The organism is Pseudomonas sp. No.21, from assembly GCF_054558415.1.
Genome location: NZ_BAAJNO010000003.1, coordinates 49,969 through 69,126 on the forward strand (window position 1 = coordinate 49,969; position 19,158 = coordinate 69,126).

At 68.0% G+C, this 19,158-nt stretch carries 16 protein-coding genes; 8 read left to right on the forward strand and 8 right to left on the reverse strand.

The window, feature by feature from the left end; all coding sequences use genetic code 11:
• Nucleotides 1-30 precede the first annotated feature (30 nt).
• The 8 genes from ACYJSS_RS05875 to ACYJSS_RS05910 form a co-directional block, all read right to left on the reverse strand.
• Complete coding sequence (locus tag ACYJSS_RS05875) at nt 31-507, reverse strand: ester cyclase (protein WP_043240261.1); 477 nt, start codon at nt 505-507, stop codon at nt 31-33.
• A 300-nt stretch (nt 508-807) separates the two neighbouring features.
• A complete protein-coding gene (locus tag ACYJSS_RS05880) occupies nt 808-2,232 on the reverse strand; it encodes a gamma-aminobutyraldehyde dehydrogenase (protein WP_111262320.1) in 1,425 nt (474 codons plus the stop codon).
• A gap of 67 nt (nt 2,233-2,299) precedes the next feature.
• The gene (locus tag ACYJSS_RS05885; protein WP_021217182.1) at nt 2,300-3,106 is read right to left on the reverse strand and encodes an ABC transporter permease; all 807 of its coding nucleotides are present in this window, start codon (nt 3,104-3,106) and stop codon (nt 2,300-2,302) included.
• Nucleotides 3,096-4,046, reverse strand: a complete 951-nt coding sequence (locus tag ACYJSS_RS05890; protein WP_111262319.1) for an ABC transporter permease — start codon at nt 4,044-4,046, stop codon at nt 3,096-3,098. The genes ACYJSS_RS05885 and ACYJSS_RS05890 overlap by 11 nt, the downstream gene beginning before the upstream one ends.
• 1 nt (nt 4,047) lies before the next feature.
• A complete protein-coding gene (locus tag ACYJSS_RS05895) occupies nt 4,048-5,076 on the reverse strand; it encodes an ABC transporter ATP-binding protein (protein WP_111262318.1) in 1,029 nt (342 codons plus the stop codon).
• Nucleotides 5,077-5,362: 286 nt separating this feature from the next.
• Nucleotides 5,363-6,514, reverse strand: coding sequence for a putative ABC transporter substrate-binding protein YdcS (gene ydcS / locus ACYJSS_RS05900; protein ID WP_111262317.1), 1,152 nt, complete (start codon nt 6,512-6,514; stop codon nt 5,363-5,365).
• Between the two features lie 77 nt (nt 6,515-6,591).
• Nucleotides 6,592-8,097, reverse strand: a complete 1,506-nt coding sequence (locus ACYJSS_RS05905; RefSeq protein ID WP_111262316.1) for a gamma-aminobutyraldehyde dehydrogenase — start codon at nt 8,095-8,097, stop codon at nt 6,592-6,594.
• A gap of 104 nt (nt 8,098-8,201) precedes the next feature.
• Nucleotides 8,202-9,113, reverse strand: a complete 912-nt coding sequence (locus ACYJSS_RS05910; RefSeq protein ID WP_021217177.1) for a LysR family transcriptional regulator — start codon at nt 9,111-9,113, stop codon at nt 8,202-8,204.
• Nucleotides 9,114-9,353: 240 nt separating this feature from the next.
• On the opposite strand from ACYJSS_RS05910, the gene ACYJSS_RS05915 reads away from it, so the two are divergent.
• The 8 genes from ACYJSS_RS05915 to ACYJSS_RS05950 all read left to right on the forward strand — a co-directional run bounded on the left by ACYJSS_RS05915 (nt 9,354) and on the right by ACYJSS_RS05950 (nt 18,924).
• Complete coding sequence (locus ACYJSS_RS05915) at nt 9,354-10,064, forward strand: tellurite resistance TerB family protein (RefSeq protein ID WP_111262315.1); 711 nt, start codon at nt 9,354-9,356, stop codon at nt 10,062-10,064.
• Between the two features lie 421 nt (nt 10,065-10,485).
• Nucleotides 10,486-12,105 (forward strand): methyl-accepting chemotaxis protein, encoded by a 1,620-nt coding sequence (locus ACYJSS_RS05920; protein WP_111262337.1) that lies wholly within the window; start codon nt 10,486-10,488, stop codon nt 12,103-12,105.
• A gap of 1 nt (nt 12,106) precedes the next feature.
• On the forward strand, nt 12,107-12,598 hold the full coding sequence (locus tag ACYJSS_RS05925; RefSeq protein WP_111262314.1) for a chemotaxis protein CheW: 492 nt from the start codon (nt 12,107-12,109) through the stop codon (nt 12,596-12,598).
• Nucleotides 12,595-13,848, forward strand: coding sequence for a CheR family methyltransferase (locus tag ACYJSS_RS05930; protein WP_111262313.1), 1,254 nt, complete (start codon nt 12,595-12,597; stop codon nt 13,846-13,848). The genes ACYJSS_RS05925 and ACYJSS_RS05930 overlap by 4 nt, the downstream gene beginning before the upstream one ends.
• A complete protein-coding gene (locus tag ACYJSS_RS05935; RefSeq protein WP_111262312.1) occupies nt 13,838-14,521 on the forward strand; it encodes a chemotaxis protein CheW in 684 nt (227 codons plus the stop codon). The genes ACYJSS_RS05930 and ACYJSS_RS05935 overlap by 11 nt, the downstream gene beginning before the upstream one ends.
• A complete protein-coding gene (locus ACYJSS_RS05940; RefSeq protein WP_111262311.1) occupies nt 14,518-16,791 on the forward strand; it encodes a hybrid sensor histidine kinase/response regulator in 2,274 nt (757 codons plus the stop codon). Before ACYJSS_RS05935 ends, ACYJSS_RS05940 begins: the two co-directional genes overlap by 4 nt.
• A complete protein-coding gene (cheB, locus tag ACYJSS_RS05945) occupies nt 16,788-17,777 on the forward strand; it encodes a chemotaxis response regulator protein-glutamate methylesterase (protein ID WP_111262310.1) in 990 nt (329 codons plus the stop codon). Before ACYJSS_RS05940 ends, cheB begins: the two co-directional genes overlap by 4 nt.
• Nucleotides 17,778-17,895: 118 nt before the next feature.
• Nucleotides 17,896-18,924: a diguanylate cyclase gene (locus tag ACYJSS_RS05950; RefSeq protein WP_111262309.1), complete on the forward strand. Its 1,029-nt coding sequence runs from the start codon at nt 17,896-17,898 to the stop codon at nt 18,922-18,924.
• The last annotated feature ends 234 nt before the right edge of the window (nt 18,925-19,158 follow it).

Sequence of the window (19,158 nt, forward strand, 5' to 3'; positions counted from 1 at the left end):
GCCCGGGTCGTGCCGGGCGCCACGTCGGGCTTACCAGCCCAGTTGTTTATTGAAGCCCAGGGCGTCGTAGTAGTCGCCCTGGTAGGCGATCTTGCCGTCCTTGATGCGGACGAAACTCACCCCTTCGAACTTCAGGGGCTTGTTCGTGGCCGGGGTCTCGGCCCCCCAGGCACCGCTGTTGGTACCGCTGAACTCCCACTGGAAGGCGATGCCGTCGGGCCCGACGATGGGCTCGCTGGTCATCCTCCACTTCAGGTCCGGCACCGCGCCGATGAACACCTTGATGACGTTGTCGCGGGCGGCGGCCTTGCCTTTCTGCGGGGTGCCGACGGTGGCGTCGAAGTACTCCGCATCCTCGGCGAGGAAGGTGGCGGCCTTGTCGGCATCGTGGGCATTCCAGGCAGCCATGTAGCCCTCGACTACGGACTTGGCATCGCCGGCGGCCTGGGCCAGGCCGGTGGCGGCGCACAGCAGGATGAAGCTGAAACTACGCAGGGTGGTTCGCATTTCGGTTCTCCTGGGGTTTGGGTGCAGCGGTTGTGAAGCAGAGCCGGTGGTGAGCAGGAACCTGTGGGAGCGAATTCATTCGCGAAAGCCGCGCAGCGGGCAGCCGATTACCTGCCGGCCCTGCGGGCCGGATCGCGAATGAATTCGCTCCCACGAAAAGCGTGCGGAACGCTGAGCGGCTGGGCGTCGTGAGCGACGGCCAGGCTAGGCGGAAGACGGCGAGAAAGCGGAATGTACGTTTGTACATGAGCATTTCGAGCCGGCTTCCAACAACGCCTGGCCTAGCGCAACAGCTCAGGGTCAGTGTTTGAACATGACGTGGCGGATGGCGGTGTAATCCTCCAGTCCATACATCGACATGTCCTTGCCATAGCCCGACAGCTTCACCCCGCCGTGGGGCATCTCGCTGACCAGCATGAAGTGGGTGTTGACCCAGGTGCAGCCGTACTGCAGGCGCGCGGAGAGGCGGTGGGCGCGGCCGACGTCGGCGGTCCAGAGCGAGGAGGCCAGGCCGTAGTCGGAGTCGTTGGCCCAGGCCAGCACCTGCGCCTCGTCGTCGAAGGCGGTGACCGAGACCACCGGGCCGAAGACTTCGCGGCGCACGATCTCGTCGTCCTGGCGGGCGTCGGCGATCACGGTCGGCTCGAAGAAGAAGCCGGGGCCTTCGACCTTCTTGCCGCCGGTGACGATGCGGATGTGCGGCTGGGCGGCGGCGCGCTCGACGAAGCCGGCCACGCGCTCGCGGTGCTGTTCGGTGATCAGCGGGCCGAGTTCGGTGCCGGCGTCGTCCTGCAGGCCGTACTTGAGGGTGGAGACGGCGGCGCCGAGCTTCTCGACGAACGTCTCGTAGATGCCCTTCTGCGCGTAGATGCGGCAGGCGGCGGTGCAATCCTGGCCGGCGTTGTAGAAGCCGAAGGTGCGGATGCCTTCCACGGCGGCGTCGATGTCGGCGTCGTCGAAGATGATCACCGGGGCCTTGCCGCCCAGTTCCATGTGCATGCGCTTAACGGTGTCGGCGGTGCCGGCGATGATGCGCGAGCCGGTGGCCACCGAGCCGGTGAGCGAGACCATGCGCACCTTGGGGTGGGTGGTCAGCGGCTCGCCGACGCTGGGGCCGCGGCCGAAGACGATGTTGACCACGCCGGCGGGGAAGATCTCGGCCAGGTACTCGGCCAGCTTCAGGGCGGTCAGCGGGGTCTGCTCGGAGGGCTTGAGCACCACGGTGTTGCCGGCGGCCAGGGCCGGGCCGAGCTTCCATGCGGCCATCATCAGCGGGTAGTTCCAGGGCGCGATGGAGGCGACCACGCCCACCGGGTCGCGGCGGATCATCGAGGTGTGGCCGGGCAGGTACTCACCGGCGGCGGAACCGCTCATGCAGCGGCTGGCGCCGGCGAAGAAGCGGAACACGTCGGCGACGGCGGGCAGCTCGTCGTTCAGCGCGGCGGCGTAGGGCTTGCCGCAGTTGTCCGACTCCAGGCGCGCCAGTTCCTCGGCACCGGCGTCGATGCGGTCGGCGAGCTTGAGCAGCAGGGCGGAGCGGTCCTTGGGCGAGGTCTGCGACCAGGCGTCGAATGCGGCGTCGGCGGCGCGTACGGCGGCGTCGACCTGTGCCGCGCTGGCTTCGGGGATGTCCACCAGGGTGGTGCCACGGGCGGGGTTGAGCACGGCTTGCGCGGCGCCTTCGCCGGCGACCAGTTGGCCGTTGATCAAGAGTTTGGTCTGCATGGTGAATCCTCCAGTGGGGGTTCGCTGATCCGGGTTGGAGCCCCCGCCACGCGGGCGGGGGCGGTTGTCACTTGCCGCTGCCGGCGACGCCTTCGCCACCCTTGGTCAGGTAGTAGGCGCCGAGGATCGGCAGCATGGTCACCAGCATCACCAGCATGGCGACGACGTTGGTCACCGGCACGTCGCGCGGGCGGCTGAGCTGGTTGAGCAGCCACAGCGGCAGGGTACGTTCGTGGCCGGCGGTGAAGGTGGTGACGATGATCTCGTCGAAGGACAGCGCGAAGGCCAGCATGCCGCCCGCCAGCAGGGCCGAGCCGAGGTTGGGCAGGATGATGTAGCGGAAGGTCTGCCAGCCGTCGGCGCCCAGGTCCATCGAGGCTTCGATGAGGCTGTGGGAGATGCGCCGGAAGCGCGCGATCACGTTGTTGTGGACGATCACCACGCAGAAGGTGGCGTGGCCGATGATGATGGTCAGCAGCCCCGGCTCCAGGCCCAGGCTCTTGAACGCCGAGAGCAGCGCGATGCCGGTGATGATGCCGGGCAGGGCGATGGGCAGGATCAGCATCAGCGAGATGCTTTCCTTGCCGAAGAAGCTGCGCCGGTACAGTGCCGCCGAGGCCAGGGTGCCTAGCACCATGGCGATCAGCGTGGCGACGCAGGCGACCTGCAGCGACAGCTTGATCGACTCCAGCACGTCCTCGCGGGCGAAGGCCACGCTGAACCAGTGCAGGGTGAAGCCCTTGGGCGGGAAGCTGAAGGCCGCGTCCTCGGTGTTGAAGGCGTAGAGGAAGATGATCAGGATCGGGAAGTGCAGGAACACCAGCCCGCCCCAGGCGGCCGCTTTCAGGCCCCAGGATGCTTTCTCAGAGTGCATCGAATGCCCCCAGACGTTTGACGATGGAGAGGTAGACGGCGATCAGCACGATGGGCACCAGGGTGAAGGCGGCGGCCATGGGCATGTTGCCGATGGCGCCCTGCTGGGCGTAGACCATGCTGCCGATGAAGTAGCCGGGCGGGCCCACCAGCTGCGGCACGATGAAGTCGCCCAGGGTCAGGCTGAAGGTGAAGATCGAGCCGGCGGCTATGCCCGGGATCGACAGCGGCAGCACCACCTGCAGGAAGGTCTGGCGGGGCTTGGCGCCGAGGTCGGCGGAGGCCTGCAGCAGGTTCGGCGGCAGGCGCTCCAGGGAGGCCTGGATCGGCAGGATCATGAACGGCAGCCAGATGTAGACGAACACCAAAAAGCGCCCGAGGTGCGAGGTGGACAGGGTGCTGCCGCCGACGCCGGGGATGTCGAGGATGAACTGCAGCACCGGCTCCAGGCCGAACTGCTGGACGAACCACTGGGCCACGCCGCCCTTGGCCAGCAGCAGGGTCCAGGCGTAGGCCTTGACGATGTAGCTGGCCCACATGGGCATCATCACCGCGATGTAGAAGAACGCCTTGGTCTTGCCCGTGGTGTAGCGCGCCATGTAGTAGGCGATGGGGAAGGCCAGCATGCCGCTGGCGATCGACACCGCCACGGCCATGGCCAGGGTGCGCTGGATGATGTCGAAGTTGGCGGCCTGGAACAGCGCCGCGAAGTTCGCCAGGGTCAGGTCCGTGGACACCGCCATGGTGAAGTCGTCGAAGGTGTAGAAGCCTTGCCACAAGAGGCTCAGCAACGAGCCCAGGTAGATGGCGCCGAACCACAGCAGCGGCGGGATCAGCAGCATCGACAGGTACAGCGTCGGCCGGCGGTAGAGCAGGTTGGACAGGCGCCGCATGGCCCCGTTGGGGGCGGCCTGTGCCTGGGCGGTCAGGGTCGCGCTCATCTCACACGCCCTCGCTCAGCTGCACCATGGCCTCGCGGGCCCAGCGCACGGTGATGCGCTCGCCGGGCTGGAACGACGGCGCGGCGGCCTGCCACTGGTTGTTGGCCTGGCTGATGCACAGGTTCTGGCCGTTATCCAGGCGCAGCTCGTAGCGGGTGGCGGCGCCCTGGTACTGGATGTCGTGCAGCAGGCCGCTGATCTGCACCTCGCCGGCCAGGGCCGCCTCGGCCGTGGCGAAGCGGATGTGCTCGGGGCGGATGGAGAAGGGCTGCTCGTTGCCGGTCAGCTCCAGGGCCACGGCACCGCGCAGCACGTTGGAGGTGCCGACGAACTCGGCGACGAAGGGCGTGGCCGGCTGCATGTAGAGGTTGCGCGGGGTGTCGACCTGCTCGATGCGCCCCTTGTTGAACACCGCCACGCGGTCGGACATCGACAGCGCTTCGCTCTGGTCGTGGGTGACGAAGATGAAGGTGATGCCCAGCTGGCGCTGCAGCTTCTTCAGCTCGCTCTGCATCTGCTCGCGCAGCTTCAGGTCCAGCGCGCCCAGGGGCTCGTCCAGCAGCAGCACGCGGGGGCGGTTGACCAGGGCGCGGGCCAGGGCCACGCGCTGGCGCTGGCCACCGGAGAGCTGCGCCGGCTTGCGGTCGCCGTAGCCGGCCAGGGCCACCATGCCCAGGGCCTCTTCGGCGCGGTTCAGGCGCTCGGACTTGCCCACGCCCTTGACCTTCAGGCCATAGGCGACGTTGTCGCGCACGTTCATGTGGGGGAACAGCGCGTAGTCCTGGAACACGGTGTTGACGTCGCGCTGGTAGGGCGGCAGGCCGGCGGCCTCCTCGCCATGGATGCGGATGGAACCCGAGCTGGGCTGCTCGAAGCCGGCGATCAGGCGCAGGCAGGTGGTCTTGCCGGAGCCGGATGGGCCGAGCATGGAAAAGAACTCGCCGTCCTGGATATCGATGGATACCCGGTCGACGGCCTTGACCTCGCCGAAGAGACGGGAAACCTGGGTGAACTGGACTGCAAGCGTCATGGTGCGGTGCTCCGGTAAAGCGAAAAGGGTGCAGGTGTGGCGAAACGGCCCCCCGCCCGCAGGCGAGGGGGAAACTTCAGGTACTGCTTTGTATCCAGTGGGGTTCCGCGTTCGCGGGGGTGATCGGGCAACGGAGCGGTTCCGTGCCTGGTCATCCTCGCGAATGCGGGGGCCCACTCAAACGGAGGAGGCTGTCCAGTGGGTTCCCGCGTTCGCGGGAATGACGGTGCCATGGCGTGATTCCGCGCCTCGCCTCGTCATCCTCGCGATGCCGGGACCCGGTGAATTACCTGCCGCCCATGATGGCGATGTAGTCCTGGGTCCAGCGGCTATAGGGCACGAACTTGCCGCCCTGGGCCTGCGGGGTCTTCCAGAAGGCGATCTTGTCGAACTGGTCGAAGCCGTTGGTGGCGCAGCCTTCGGCACCGAGCAGCTCGCTGGCCTTGCAGCCGGCGGGAACGGCGGGAAGGGAGCCGAACCAGGCGGCGACGTCACCCTGGACCTTGGGTTCCAGGGACCAGTTCATCCACTTGTAGGCGCAGTTGGGGTGCTTGGCCTCGGCGTGCAGCATGGTGGTGTCGGCCCAGCCGGTGGCACCTTCCTTCGGTACCACGGAGGCGATCGGCTGCTTCTCCAGCTGCAGGGCGTTGACCTGGTACGGCCAGGCGCTGGAGGCGACCACGCCTTCGTTCTTGAAGTCGCTCATCTGCACCGTGGTGTCGTGCCAGTAGCGGTGGATCAGCGCGTGCTGCTTGCGCAGCAGGTCGAGCACGGCGCTGTACTGCTCTTCGTTCAGCTCGTAGGGGTCCTGGATGCCCAGGGCCGGCTGGGTGGCCTTCAGGTAGAGGGCGGCGTCGGCGATGTAGATCGGGCCGTCGTAGGCCTGCACGCGGCCCTTGTTGGCCTTGCCGTCGGGCAGGTCCTGGGCTTCGAAGAGGGTCGCCCAGCTGGTGGGCGCTTCCTTGAAGGTGTTGGTGTTGTACATCAGCACGTTGGGGCCCCACTGGTAGGGCGAGCCGTAGTGCTGGCCGTCCACCGTGTACCAGGGTGCGTCCTTCAGGCGCTCGTCGAGGTTCTTCCAGTTGGGGATCAGCGCGGTGTTGATCGGCTGCACGCGCTTGCCGTAGATCAGGCGCAGCGAGGCGTCGCCGGAGGCGGTGACCAGGTCGTAGCCGCCCTTGGCCATGAGGCTGACCATCTCGTCGGAGGTGGCGGCGGTCTTGACGTTGACCTTGCAGCCGCTGTCCTGCTCGAACTGGCTGACCCAGTCGTAGTTCTTGTCGGTCTGGCCGCGTTCGATGTAGCCGGGCCAGGCGATAATGTCGAGCTGGCCTTCGCCAGTGCCGACTTGTTTCAGAGGCTCGGCGGCCTGCAGGCTGGCGCTGGCCAGCAGGGCGGTGGAGAGCGCACTGAGCAGAGCGGTTTTGCGCGCGGACATTGATGTTCCCTCTTGTTGACTAGTTATTGGTCGGGGCAGTTGAACGTCGTTTCGCGGGCCTTCCGGCCTTTGTTGTTTTAGAAGTCCTGGCCGTGGCGCGCCATGATGTGGCGCACCACGCTGTAGTCCTGCAACGAGTCGCTGGACAGGTCCTTGCCATAGCCGGAGCGCTTCAGCCCGCCGTGGGGCATCTCGCTGGCCAGGGTGAAATGGGTGTTGATCCAGGTGCAGCCGTACTGCAGGCGGTTGGCCAGCTGGAAGGCCTTGTCGAGGTTCTGCGTCCACACCGAGGAAGCCAGGCCGTACTCGGAGTCGTTGGCCCAGTCCAGCGCCTGGTCGAGCTGGTCGAAGCGGGTCACGGTCACCACCGGGCCGAACACTTCGCGCTGGACGATCTCGTCGCCCTGCTTGCAGCCGGCCAGCAGGGTGGGCTGGTAGTAGAAGCCGGCGCCGGAATGCACGGCGGCACCGGTGACGCGCTCGATGTGCGGCTGGCCGAGGGCGCGCTCGACGAAGCTGGCCACGCGGTCGCGCTGGCGCGAGCTGATCAGCGGGCCGATCTCGTTGTCCTGGTCGCGCTTGCGAGCGAAGCGCAGGCTGGAAACAGCGTCGCCCAGTTCACTGACGAGGCGGTCATGGATGCCGGCCTGGGCATAGATGCGGCAGGCGGCGGTGCAGTCCTGCCCGGCGTTGTAGTAGCCGTAGGCGCGCACGCCCTGGACCACGGCCTCGAGGTCGGCGTCGTTGCAGACGATCACCGGCGCCTTGCCGCCCAGCTCCAGGTGGGTGCGCTTGAGGGTGCGGGCTGCGGTCTGGAGGATCTTCTGCCCGGTGACGATGTCGCCGGTGAGCGACACCATGCGCACCTTGGGGTGGCTGACCAGGTGGCTGCCGACGCCTTCGCCGCCGCCGGAGACGATGTTGATCACCCCGGCCGGGAGGATTTCCGCGAGGGCGGGGGCCAGGGCCAGGATCGACAGCGGGGTGTGTTCGGAGGGCTTGAACACCAGGGTGTTGCCCGCCGCCAGCGCCGGGGCGATCTTCCAGGCGGCCATCATCAGGGGGTAGTTCCAGGGCGCGATGGAGGCGACCACGCCCACCGGGTCGCGGCGCACCATGCTGGTGTGGCCGGGCACGTACTCGCCGGCGAGCTGGCCTTGCTGGCAGCGCACGGCACCGGCGAAGAAGCGGAACACGTCGGCGGTGGCGGAAATGTCGTCCTGGCGCGCCAGGTGCAGCGGCTTGCCGCAGTTCAGGGATTCCAGGCGGGCCAGTTGCTCGGCATTGGCCTCCACCGCATCGGCGATGGCCAGCAGGGCGGCGGCGCGCTGCGCGGGTGTGGTGCGGGACCAGCCGGCGAAGGCCTTGTGCGCGGCGAAGACGGCGGCTTCCACCTGCTCGATGGAGGCTTCGGCGATGGTGATCAGGGTTTCCCCGGTGGCGGGGTTGAGGATGGGCTCGGCCAGGCCTTCACCGATGACCAGTTGGCCTCCGATCAGCAAATGGGAATGCAGGGTGGGCGTGCTCGCAGTGCCGGCCATCTTCGGGGCTCTTTTCTTCCTGGGTTTTTGTTCTTCAGTCATGGCTGTGCTCCTGGCGGCGCCCGGCATGACTCTCTTTATAGGAAGCAGAGCCTAGTGGGCGGGCTTGAGGTCGACAAATTCTAAATATTGAAAGTGGCGTTCGATTAAATCGAAGGCTTGCGGGCGTTCGGCTGTTCGCGGGCCAGGGTGAGGAAGGGGTCCACCAGTGCCGGCCGCGCCGTGCCGCGACGCCAGGCCAGGCCCACGTCCAGCGGTTCGCCCAGGTCCACCAGCGGGCGCGCCTCGATGATGTCGCCCTCCAGGGACCAGGGGCGGTAGGTCATGTCCGGCTGGATGGACAGGCCGAGCCCGGCCGCCACCAGGCTGCGCACCGCTTCCACCGAGGCGGTGCGCAGGGTCACCTGGGGCGTGAGCCCGGCGCGGGACCAGATGCGCTGGGTGTGCAGGCCCATCTCGTCGGCGTTGAGCTGGATCAGCGGCTCGCCGGCTACGTCCGCCAGGCTGATGCTGTCGTGCTCCAGCAGCGGGTGCTGGGCGGGCAGCCAGAGGCGGTGGGGCGAGTGGGTGAGGACCTCGGTCTGCAGGGCGTGGCGGTCCTCCAGGTTGGAGAGGATGAGCACGCCGACATCGATCTCGCCGCTCACCAGCAGGTGTTCGATATAGGGGCGCTCGTCCTCCACCACGCGGGTCTTCACGTTGGGGTAGGCGCGCTGGAAGCGGGTGATCAGGTCGGCCAGGTAGTAGCCGGCCACCAGGCTGGTCACGCCGATGGTGAGGCTGCCGGCCACCTGGTCGGTGCTCTGCTGCAGGCTGCGCTTGGCGTTGTCCACGGTCGCCAGGATCAGGTGCGCCTGGCGCAGGAACTGGTGGCCCTGGTGGGTCAGGGACATGCCCTTGGCGTGGCGGTTGAACAGGCTGACGCCGATCTCCTCCTCCAGCTGCTGGATGGCCAGGGTCAGGGTGGACTGGGAGATGAACACCGCCTGTGCGGCGGCGGAGATGGAGCCCGTCTCGGCGACGGCGATGAAGTGGCGGATCTGGCGCAGGGTCATCATGGGGCGGGTTTCCGCAGGTGGAAATGCTGCGCGACAGTATGGTTTATCGAAAATCGAGTGGGTGATTCTTTTTTATCGAATGCTTCTTGTCTTTTGCAGGATGGGCCTGATGTCAGTCCGGCGGTCGGGGCGGGGCCGGCGCAGCGGCAATATCCCGAAGCAATCCGGCGCTCACGTGCCTGGAAACTCGGCGGCTAGAGTGCAGTCCATCAGAAGATTCGCCCACCGAAGGAGGTTGTGATGAACACCCGTGGATTGCTCGATCAACTGCTCAAATCCGGCCAGGACCTGCTGCAACAGAAGACCGGCGGCAAGTCCGGCGGCTTCACAGGCGGTGGCTCCGGCGGCGTGGGCGGCAACCTCGGCAGCCTGCTCGGCGGCGCCGGTGGCGGCGCGCTGGCGGCCGGTGCGCTGGGCCTGCTGCTGGGCAACAAGAGCGCCCGCAAGCTGGGCGGCAAGGCATTGACCTATGGCGGCCTGGCCGCGCTGGGCGTGCTGGCCTACAAGGCCTACGGCAACTGGCAGGCCAAGCAGGCCAACGCGCCCCAGGGCGAGCCGCAGACCCTCGACCGCCTGCCTGCGCCCCAGGCCGAGCAGCACAGCCAGGCCATCCTCAAGGCGCTCGTGGCGGCGGCCAAGGCCGATGGCCATGTCGACGCCCGCGAGCGCCAGCTGATCGAAGGCGAGCTGGGCAAGCTGACCCGGGATGCCGAGCTGCAGTCCTGGCTGGAGCTGGAGTTGAACAAGCCGCTGGACCCCGCCGACGTGGCCCGTGCCGCACGCACGCCGGAAATGGCCGCGGAGATGTACCTCGCCAGCGTGCTGATGGTGGACGAGGAGCACTTCATGGAGCGCGCCTACCTCGACGAGCTGGCCCGCCAGCTCAAGCTCGACCCCGCGCTCAAGGCCGAGCTGGAAGGGCAGGTCCGCCAGGAATTGCAGGGCAGCTAGGTCCCTGCAGAGGTGCCTGCACGTCCGATCGCGAATGAACTGGCTCCTGCAGGGGGCCGCTGTGCGCCGTTGGGCGACTGAAGTCGCCCCTGCAGCGCCCGGCGGGTGGGCATGACCGCTGCGTAGGGTGGAGGTCGCCCTTGGCCTCCACCAGGCGGAGCCGGGCCCTGACACCCATGATGGGCTTCGCGGTGCTCGCCGAATGGCGATGGCCTTGCTCGGCTGTGGCACCGCCCATCCCCCCAACACGCCCGGCACGATTTCTCGTTTCTGCCAGACTTCCAGGCGGGCCCGCCAAAGGGCCGATGCCCCGTTGCGCTTTGTCTTGCAAGGACGTGGGGCGAGTCTCTAGAGTCGCCGCTCAATGACGCGCGCGATGTCCGGCGCGGTAAGCGACAAGGTCTGGCAAGCGGGGGTCTACGTGAAGAACTGGTCGGTGCGGCTAAGAATCCAGGCGAGTTTCGCCATCATCATCGCGATCATGGTGCTCATGGCCGTCACTTCCTATATGCGCTTGTTCACGGTGCAGAAGGGGGCGGAGCGCCTGGCGCAGGACGCCATGCCCGGCATGTTCCTCATCACCCAGGTACGCAGTGCCTGGACCGATGTGTTCATCCAGACCCTGGAGCGCGTGGGTGCCTCCGACCAGCCGCTGGAGAAGGTCGACCTGGACAACCTGCGCCTGCTCGACGAACGGCTCGACGGTGTCGTGGCCGACTACCGCAAGACCGTCCGCGACGACAACGACCTGGCGCTCCTGGAGAGCTTCAACCAGAGCCGCAAGCGCTATGACGCGGTCCTTTCCACGGTTATCGAGTTGCACCAGCAGAAGCGACTGGGCGAAGCCCGCTCGCTGCTCACCGGCGACCTCACCAAGCTGTGGAACGACGGACGCAATGGCCTGACCGAGCTCATCAGTTACAACCGCAAGACCGCCGAGGAGGCGACCGGCAACATCGTCGACGCCGCGCGCAATGCCGAGCTGAGCATGATCGTCTCGGTGCTCCTGGCCGTCGCCGCCGCTTTCGTCTGTGGAGCCTTGCTGGTGCGGGCCATCACCGAGCCGGTGCAGCGCGTGGTGCAGAACCTCCAGGCGCTCGCCTCGGGCGATCTCACCGCGCGCCTGCACCTTGGCCGCAAGGATGAGTTCGACTCCATCGAGACGGGCTTCAACAGCATGGCGGAGGAGTTGAAGAGCCTGGTATCCCAGGCCCAGCGGTCCTCGGTGCAGGTCACCACCTCGGTGACCGAGATTGCCGCGACCACGCGCCAGCAGCAGGCAACCGCCACCGAGACGGCGGCCACCACTACGGAAATCGGTGCCACGTCACGTGAGATCGCCGCCACGTCGCGGGACCTGGTGCGCACCATGACCGAGGTTTCCGGCGCCGCCGAGCAGACCTCCACCCTGGCCGGCTCCGGCCAGCTGGGCCTGGCGCGAATGGAGGAGACCATGCACCAGGTGATGGGCGCCGCCGACCTGGTCAACGCCAAGCTGGCGATCCTCAACGAGAAGGCCGGCAACATCAACCAGGTGGTCACCACCATCGTCAAGGTCGCGGATCAGACCAACCTGCTTTCCCTCAACGCCGCCATCGAGGCGGAGAAGGCCGGCGAATACGGCCGCGGGTTCGCCGTGGTGGCGACCGAGGTGCGCCGCCTGGCCGACCAGACGGCCGTGGCCACCTACGACATCGAGCAGATGGTGCGCGAGATCCAGTCTGCCGTCTCCGCCGGGGTGATGGGCATGGACAAGTTCTCCGAGGAGGTGCGCCGCGGCATGTCCGAGGTCGGCCAGGTCGGCGAGCAGCTGTCGCAGATCATCCAGCAGGTGCAGGCCCTGGCGCCGCGTGTGCAGATGGTCAACGAAGGCATGCAGGCGCAATCCACCGGCGCCGAACAGATCAACCAGGCCCTGGTGCAGCTGGGCGAGGCTTCGGGGCAGACGGTGGAGTCCCTGCGCCAGGCCAGCTCCGCGATCGATGAGCTCAACCACGTCGCCCAGGGCCTGCGGGCCGGCGTCAGCCGCTTCAAGGTCTGAGATGACGACCCGCGCGACTGGCCAGCAGCCCCGTCGTGGGCAGCTCTACCTGCTGTTCGGCATGGGCAGCGACCGCTATGCCCTGGACGTACGCGACGTGCTGGAGGTGATGCCCCTGCGCCGTCTCAAGCGCCTGCCCGAGGCGCCTGCCTGGGTGGCCGGCGTCTTCGACTGGCGCGGTACACCAGTGCCGGTTCTGGATCTCGGCGCCCTGGCTTTCGACGAGCCCGCCCGCCCGCGTACCAGTACCCGGCTGGTGATGGTGCGCTACGCCGGACATAGCCTCGGCCTGGTCCTGGAGCAGGCCACCGAGACCCTGCGCTGCCAACCCGAGGCGTTCCAGGACTACGGGCTGGATGGGGGCGAGGCGCGTTACCTGGGGCCGGTTTTCCGCACTGCACAAGGGCTGGTGCAGCGTGTCGAGATCGCCGAGCTGCTCGGTGAAGAGGCACGCGCGCTGCTGTTCCCGGCCGATGCGGAGGCCGCATCATGACCCCGCGCTTCGAGCGTCTGCTCAAGGAGCGCATCGGCCTTGACGTCGAATCGGTCGGCCGCGAGCTGGTGGAGCGCGCCATACGCCTGCGCATGCAGGCCAGTGGTTGCCGGGACGTGGACGAGTACTGGCTGAGCCTGGAATCGTCCCACGGCGAGCAGCAGGCCCTGGTCGAGGCCGTCGTGGTCCCCGAGACCTGGTTCTTCCGCTACCCCGAGTCTTTCGTGGCCCTGGCCCGGCTGGCCTTCGAGCGCCTGCCGCGCCTCGCCTCCGGGCGCCCGCTGCGGGTGCTGAGCCTGCCCTGCTCCAGTGGCGAGGAGCCGTACTCCATCGTCATGGCGCTGCTCGATGCAGGCTTTGCCCCGGCACTATTCCAGGTGGATGCGCTGGACGTCAGCGAGAAGGTGCTGGAGCGCGCGCGCCAGGCCGTCTACGGGCGCAACTCGTTCCGTGGCGAGGAACTGGGCTTCCGTGATCGCCACTTCCTGGCCGTCGAGGAGGGCCACGTCCTCACCGAGCAGGTCCGGCGCAAGGTGAACTTCCGCCACGGCAACCTGCTGGGGCCGGGCCTGTTGGCGGGCGAGGCGCCCTATGACTTCGTGTTCTGTCGCAACCTGCTGATCTACTTCGACCGGCCCACCCAAAGCCAGGTGTTGGCGGTGCTCAAGCGTCTGATGTGTCCTGACGGGGCGCTGTTCGTCGGTCCTGCCGAAGCCAGCCTGCTGAGCCAGGACGGCATGCGTGCGCTGGATCTGCCGCAGTCTTTCGTGTTCCTGGCGGGCGTGGCCAGGGCGCCACGCGCCGTCGCGCCGAGTCCACGGGTCGCTTCCGCTCCGGTGCCTGCCCCGGCCCCTGCCCCACGAAGGGCTGCCCCGCCAGCGTTCCGCCCGGCGCCCGTTGCCCCGCGCCCGGCACCGGTCGGGCGCGGCCAGGAGGCCGCTGGCGAGCTGTTGGAGATCGCCCGGCTGGCCAACGGCGGCAACAGCATCGAGGCCCGCGCCGCCTGCGAGCGCCACCTGGCCGCCCATGGCCCTTCGGCGGCGGTGTTCTACTGGCTGGGCCTGCTCTGCGATGTGGCCGGCCAGCAGCGCGAGGCGCAGGACTACTACCGCAAGACCCTCTACCTGGAGCCCGGGCATGCCGAGGCCCTGGCCCACCTGGCGGCGCTGCTCGCCGCGCGCGGCGACCTGGCGGGGGCCAGGCGGTTGCAAGAGCGCGCCAGCCGTGGAGTGAGCGACCATGATCGATAGCCGCGTCATACGCCTCGACGACAGCACGCAGGCGCCCATCGACGACTGCTGGAACCGTATCGGCGTGCACGGCGACAAGAGCTGCGAACGCCTGCAGGCGCATATCCACTGCCGCAACTGCGAGGTGCATGCGCTGGCGGCCACCCGGCTGCTGGACCGCTATGCGCTGCACCGCGAGGTGGAAGAGGAGCAGGCGTCCGCTGAGGAGGACCTCGGCGAGACCCGTTCGACGCTGGTCTTCCGTCTCGGGGACGCCTGGCTGGGGCTCGCCACGCGACAGCTGGTCGAAGTGGCGCCCCAGTCGTTGATCCACTCCCTGCCGCACCAGCGCTCCCTCGGCCTGCTCGGGGTAACCAACGTGCGCGGCGCGCTGGTCGCCTGCCTGTCGCTGGTGGAAGTGCTTGGCCTGGAAGCGGGGGGCGGCGTGGTGACGGAGCGCCGCGTGGTGCCGCGCATGCTCATCGTCGCCAGCGGGGACGGCCCCGTGGTGACGCCGGTGGATGAGGTCGACGGGATTCATGCCATCCCCCTGCACGCCGTGCTGGAAGGGGGCCGCGGCACCGCCCAGGTAGCCCGCCCCTTCGCCGCCGGCGTGGTGCAGTGGCGAGGGCGCAGTATCACCCTGCTGGACGAGGCGATGCTGCAGCAGGCCATCGCCAGGAGCCTCGGATGACCCCGGACCAGATGCGCGATGCGTCGTTGCTGGAACTGTTCAAGCTGGAGGCCGAGGCGCAGACCCAGGTGCTCAGTAGTGGGCTGATGGTGCTGGAGCGCAACCCGCGCCAGGCCGACCAGCTCGAAGCCTGCATGCGCGCCGCCCACTCGCTCAAGGGGGCTGCGCGCATCGTCGGCATCGAGGCTGGCGTGCGCATCGCCCACGTGATGGAAGACTGCCTGGTGGGCGCCCAGGAGGGGCGCCTGCAGTTGCAGTCCGAGCATGTCGACGCGTTGTTGCAGGGCTCCGACCTGCTGCTGCGCCTGGGCTCGGCGGCGGGTGCCGACTGGGCCGACAAGGACGGTCGCGCGCAGATCGATGCCCTGGTGGAGCGTCTGCAGGCCTTGGCCAGCGGGCAGCGCGTGGCCCCTCGCGAGCCGGGCGCCCGCTACGAGCCGGTTGCCGAATCCGTGGTCCTGCCCACCGTGGCGGCACCCGAGGAGGAGCACCTGGCATCCGCTCCAGCGACCGGCGAGAGCCGGGACCGGGTGCTGCGGGTGAGCGCCGAACGCCTCGATCACCTGCTGGATATCTCCAGCAAGTCGCTGGTGGAGTTCCAGCGCATCAAGCCCCTGGGGGATGCGTTGCAGCGCCTCAAGCGCCTGCAGGCCAGCGCGGCACGCACGCTCGACGGGGTGCGCGAGGCGGTGCAGGACGACGCTATGGACGCCCCCTCCCGCGCCATGCTGGCCGAGGCCAGGCAGTTGCTCGGCGAGTGCCAGCAGATGCTCGCCCGGCACATGGCCGACCTCGATGAGTTCGGCTGGCAGGGTGGCCAGCGCGCGCAGTTGATGTACGACGCTGCGCTGGCCTCGCGCATGCGCCCGTTCGCCGATGTGCTCGTCGGCCAGGCCCGCATGCTGCGCGATCTCGGCCGTTCCCTCGGCAAGCAGGTGCGCCTGGACATAGAAGGCGAGAACACCCAGGTCGACCGCGATGTGCTGGAGAAGCTCGAAGCGCCGCTCACCCACCTGCTGCGCAATGCCGTGGACCATGGCATCGAGAGCCCCGCGCAGCGAATCGCCCGTGGCAAGCCGGAGGAAGGGCGCATCCTCCTCAGCGCGCGCCACCACGCCGGCATGCTGGTGCTGGAGCTGCGTGACGATGGCGCCGGGGTCGACCTGGAGCGCCTGCGTGCTGCGGTCATCGAACGCGGCTTCGCCAACGCCGAGACCGGCGCGCGACTGAGCGAGGAGGAACTGCTGGCCTTCCTCTTCCTGCCCGGCTTCAGCATGCGCGGGCAGGTCACCGAGGTGTCCGGTCGCGGTGTCGGGCTGGATGCCGTGCAGCACATGGTCCGTCAGTTGCGCGGTGGCGTGCGCATGGAGCAGCGCCAGGGCGAAGGCACCCGCTTTCATCTGGAGGTGCCGCTGACCCTGTCGGTGGTACGCAGCCTGGTCGTGGAAATCGGCGGCGAGGCCTATGCCTTCCCCCTGGCGCACATCGAGCGCATGACCCGCGTGCCCGCCGAGGCCTTGGTGCAACTCGAAGGCCGCCAGCATTTCTGGCATGAAGAGCGGCATGTCGGCCTGGTAGCCGCCAGCCAGATATTGCAACGCCCGGAGGGCGATGCCGGCGGGGACGGCCTGGCGGTGGTGCTGGTGCGGGAGCGTGAGGCGCTCTACGGCATCGTCGTCGACCGCTTCATCGGCGAGCGCACCCTGGTGGTGATGCCGCTGGACCCGCGCCTGGGCAAGGTCCAGGACGTTTCCGCCGGCGCGCTGCTGGACGATGGCACGCCGGTGCTGATCCTCGATGTCGAGGACATGCTCAAGTCGGTCGGCAAGCTGCTCGGCAGCGGCCGCCTGGAACGTGTCGGCGGCCTGTCCCGGCAGGGCGCCGGCCATCGACGCAAGCGGGTGCTGGTGGTGGATGACTCGCTCACCGTGCGCGAGCTGGAGCGCAAGCTGCTGCTCGGCCGTGGCTACGAAGTGGCGGTGGCGGTGGATGGCATGGACGGCTGGAACGCATTGCGTTCGGAAGCCTTCGACCTGCTGATCACCGACATCGACATGCCGCGCATGGACGGCATCGAGCTGGTGACCCTGGTGCGCCGCGACAGCCGGCTGCAATCGCTGCCGGTGATGGTGGTGTCCTACAAGGACCGTGAAGAAGACCGGCGCCGTGGCCTGGATGCCGGCGCCGACTACTATCTGGCCAAGGCCAGTTTCCACGACGAGGCGTTGCTTGACGCGGTGGTCGTGCTGATCGGAGAGGCACAGGGATGAGGATAGGAATCGCCAATGACATGCCCCTGGCGGTCGAGGCGCTGCGTCGCGCCCTGGCCCGCGAGCCGGCTCACCAGATCGTCTGGATCGCGGGCAACGGCGCCGAAGCGGTGCGTTTCTGCCAGGAAGACACCCCGGACCTGGTGCTGATGGACCTGCTGATGCCGGAGATGGATGGCACCGAGGCGACCCGGCGGATCATGGCCCAATCCCCCTGCGCCATCCTCATCGTCACCGTCGACAAGGAGCAGAACATCCACCGTGTGTTCGAGGCGATGGGCCAGGGCGCCCTGGACGCCGTGGACACGCCCGCCCTGGGCGCCGACCACGAGCGCGACGCCTCGGCACTGCTGCGCAAGATACAGAACATAGGCTGGCTGATCGGGCAGCGCGTGGGCAGTCGCGGGGCTCGCGAGCCCTCGTGCCGGCAGTTGGTGGCCATCGGTGCCTCGGCCGGCGGGCCCGCGTCCCTGGCGCAGTTGCTCAAGCAGTTGCCGGCCGACTTCGCGCCGGCGGTGATGCTGGTGCAGCACGTCGACGAGACCTTCGCCGCCGGCATGGCCGAGTGGCTGGGCAGCGAGTCCAGCCTGCCGGTGCGCCTGGCTCGCGAGGGCGATCAGCCGCAACCCGGCCACGTGATGCTGGCGGGCACCAATAACCACATGCGCCTGCTGCGCAATGGTGAGCTGGCCTATACCGAGGAGCCTCGCAGCCACGTCTACCGGCCTTCCATCGACGTGTTCTTCGACAGCCTGGTGGCGCATTGGCGGGGCGATGCGGTGGGCGTGTTGCTCACCGGCATGGGCCGCGATGGTGCGCAGGGGCTCAAGGCCATGCGTGACCGGGGCTTTCTCACCATTGCCCAGGACCAGGCGAGCAGCGCCGTATACGGCATGCCCAAGGCGGCGGCAGCGCTGGATGCCGCCGTGGAAATCCTGCCCTTGCAGCGGATCGCACCGAGGCTCGTGGAAGCGTTCTCGCGATGATGGCTGCCCGGGGCGACAGTATTTTTTGGCGGCGGCCTACCTGTGACACGCATTATCATGGGCCGCGCACTCGATGCAGTGTGCGTGTCGCGTAAGGCCCGTGGGCCCGGAGAACGTTATGCATTACCCCTATCGCAATCAGGCCGAAATGCACTCGATTACCGAGAACAAGGTGATGGTGCTGCTGGTCGATGATCAGGCGATGATCGGCGAGGCGTTGCGCCGCGCCCTGGCCGATGAAGCCGGAATCGACTTCCATTTCTGTGCGGACCCGCAGACGGCCGTCGAGGTCGCCCGGCAGATAAGGCCGACGGTGATCCTCCAGGACCTGGTGATGCCCGGCGTGGACGGCATCAGCCTGCTGGCCGACTATCGCGCCGCCGCCGAGCTGCGTGACGTGCCCATCATCGTGCTGTCGACCCGTGACGACGCCGCGGTCAAGAGCACCGCATTCGCCGCCGGCGCCAACGACTACCTGGTCAAGCTGCCCGACTCCATCGAGCTGGTGGCACGCATCCGCTACCACTCGCGCTCCTACCTCGCCCTGCAACAGCGCGACGAGGCCTACCGTGCCCTGCGCGAGAGCCAGCAGCAGTTGCTGGAGGCCAACCTGGTGCTGCAGCGGCTGATGAACTCCGACGGCCTCACCGGCCTGTCCAACCGCCGTCACTTCGACGAGTACCTGGAAATGGAATGGCGCCGTGCCTTCCGCGAGCAGACCTCGTTGTCCCTGCTGATGATCGATGTGGACTATTTCAAGGGCTACAACGATCACTTCGGCCATGTCGCCGGGGATGATGCCCTGCGCCGCGTGGCCGAGACCCTGCGCGAGTCCTGCACGCGTTCCTCCGACCTGGCCGCGCGCTATGGCGGCGAGGAGTTCGCCATGGTCCTGCCGGGCACTTCCAGCGGCGGCGCCCGCCTGCTGGCGGAAAAGGTACGGCGTGCGGTAGAGGCTCTGGCCATCCCCCATGACCTGCCCCAGGACGGGGCCTCGCTGAGCGTGAGCATCGGCGTCTCGACCCTCACGCCCAAGGCTGGCCAGGTATCGCTGTTGCTGGTGGATCTCGCCGACCAGGGGCTCTACACGGCCAAGAACAACGGTCGCAACCAGGTGGGGCTGGTTGCCGATGCGCCCGGCACATAGCCATTTCGTGCGCCGCCGGGAGAACCGCCCCGCTCTCGTGGGGGCGGACTCATTCGCGAACGGTCTTCCCCGGGCGCATCGTCCTTTTGCAGTACGCCCGTCGATGCGGCGCCTCGAAAAAGCCGGTGTAGGTAAAAGGCGACCTCCACCCTAGGTATCGATCAGGTCCACAGGGTGGGCCGACCTTGCAGGGGCGACTTCGGTCGCCAGGCGGCATCTGGCGCCGCCGCTCTG

Excerpts from the sequence above, each read along its gene's own strand:
- ACYJSS_RS05875 (WP_043240261.1), bottom strand. The coding sequence starts at position 507 with ATGCGAACCACCCTGCGTAGTTTCAGCTTCATCCTGCTGTGCGCCGCC.
- ACYJSS_RS05880 (WP_111262320.1), bottom strand. The coding sequence starts at position 2,232 with ATGCAGACCAAACTCTTGATCAACGGCCAACTGGTCGCCGGCGAAGGC.
- ACYJSS_RS05885 (WP_021217182.1), bottom strand. The coding sequence starts at position 3,106 with ATGCACTCTGAGAAAGCATCCTGGGGCCTGAAAGCGGCCGCCTGGGGC.
- ACYJSS_RS05890 (WP_111262319.1), bottom strand. The coding sequence starts at position 4,046 with ATGAGCGCGACCCTGACCGCCCAGGCACAGGCCGCCCCCAACGGGGCC.
- ACYJSS_RS05895 (WP_111262318.1), bottom strand. The coding sequence starts at position 5,076 with ATGACGCTTGCAGTCCAGTTCACCCAGGTTTCCCGTCTCTTCGGCGAG.
- ydcS (WP_111262317.1), bottom strand. The coding sequence starts at position 6,514 with ATGTCCGCGCGCAAAACCGCTCTGCTCAGTGCGCTCTCCACCGCCCTG.
- ACYJSS_RS05905 (WP_111262316.1), bottom strand. The coding sequence starts at position 8,097 with ATGACTGAAGAACAAAAACCCAGGAAGAAAAGAGCCCCGAAGATGGCC.
- ACYJSS_RS05910 (WP_021217177.1), bottom strand. The coding sequence starts at position 9,113 with ATGATGACCCTGCGCCAGATCCGCCACTTCATCGCCGTCGCCGAGACG.
- ACYJSS_RS05915 (WP_111262315.1), top strand. The coding sequence starts at position 9,354 with ATGAACACCCGTGGATTGCTCGATCAACTGCTCAAATCCGGCCAGGAC.
- ACYJSS_RS05925 (WP_111262314.1), top strand. The coding sequence starts at position 12,107 with ATGACGACCCGCGCGACTGGCCAGCAGCCCCGTCGTGGGCAGCTCTAC.
- ACYJSS_RS05930 (WP_111262313.1), top strand. The coding sequence starts at position 12,595 with ATGACCCCGCGCTTCGAGCGTCTGCTCAAGGAGCGCATCGGCCTTGAC.
- ACYJSS_RS05935 (WP_111262312.1), top strand. The coding sequence starts at position 13,838 with ATGATCGATAGCCGCGTCATACGCCTCGACGACAGCACGCAGGCGCCC.
- ACYJSS_RS05940 (WP_111262311.1), top strand. The coding sequence starts at position 14,518 with ATGACCCCGGACCAGATGCGCGATGCGTCGTTGCTGGAACTGTTCAAG.
- cheB (WP_111262310.1), top strand. The coding sequence starts at position 16,788 with ATGAGGATAGGAATCGCCAATGACATGCCCCTGGCGGTCGAGGCGCTG.
- ACYJSS_RS05950 (WP_111262309.1), top strand. The coding sequence starts at position 17,896 with ATGCATTACCCCTATCGCAATCAGGCCGAAATGCACTCGATTACCGAG.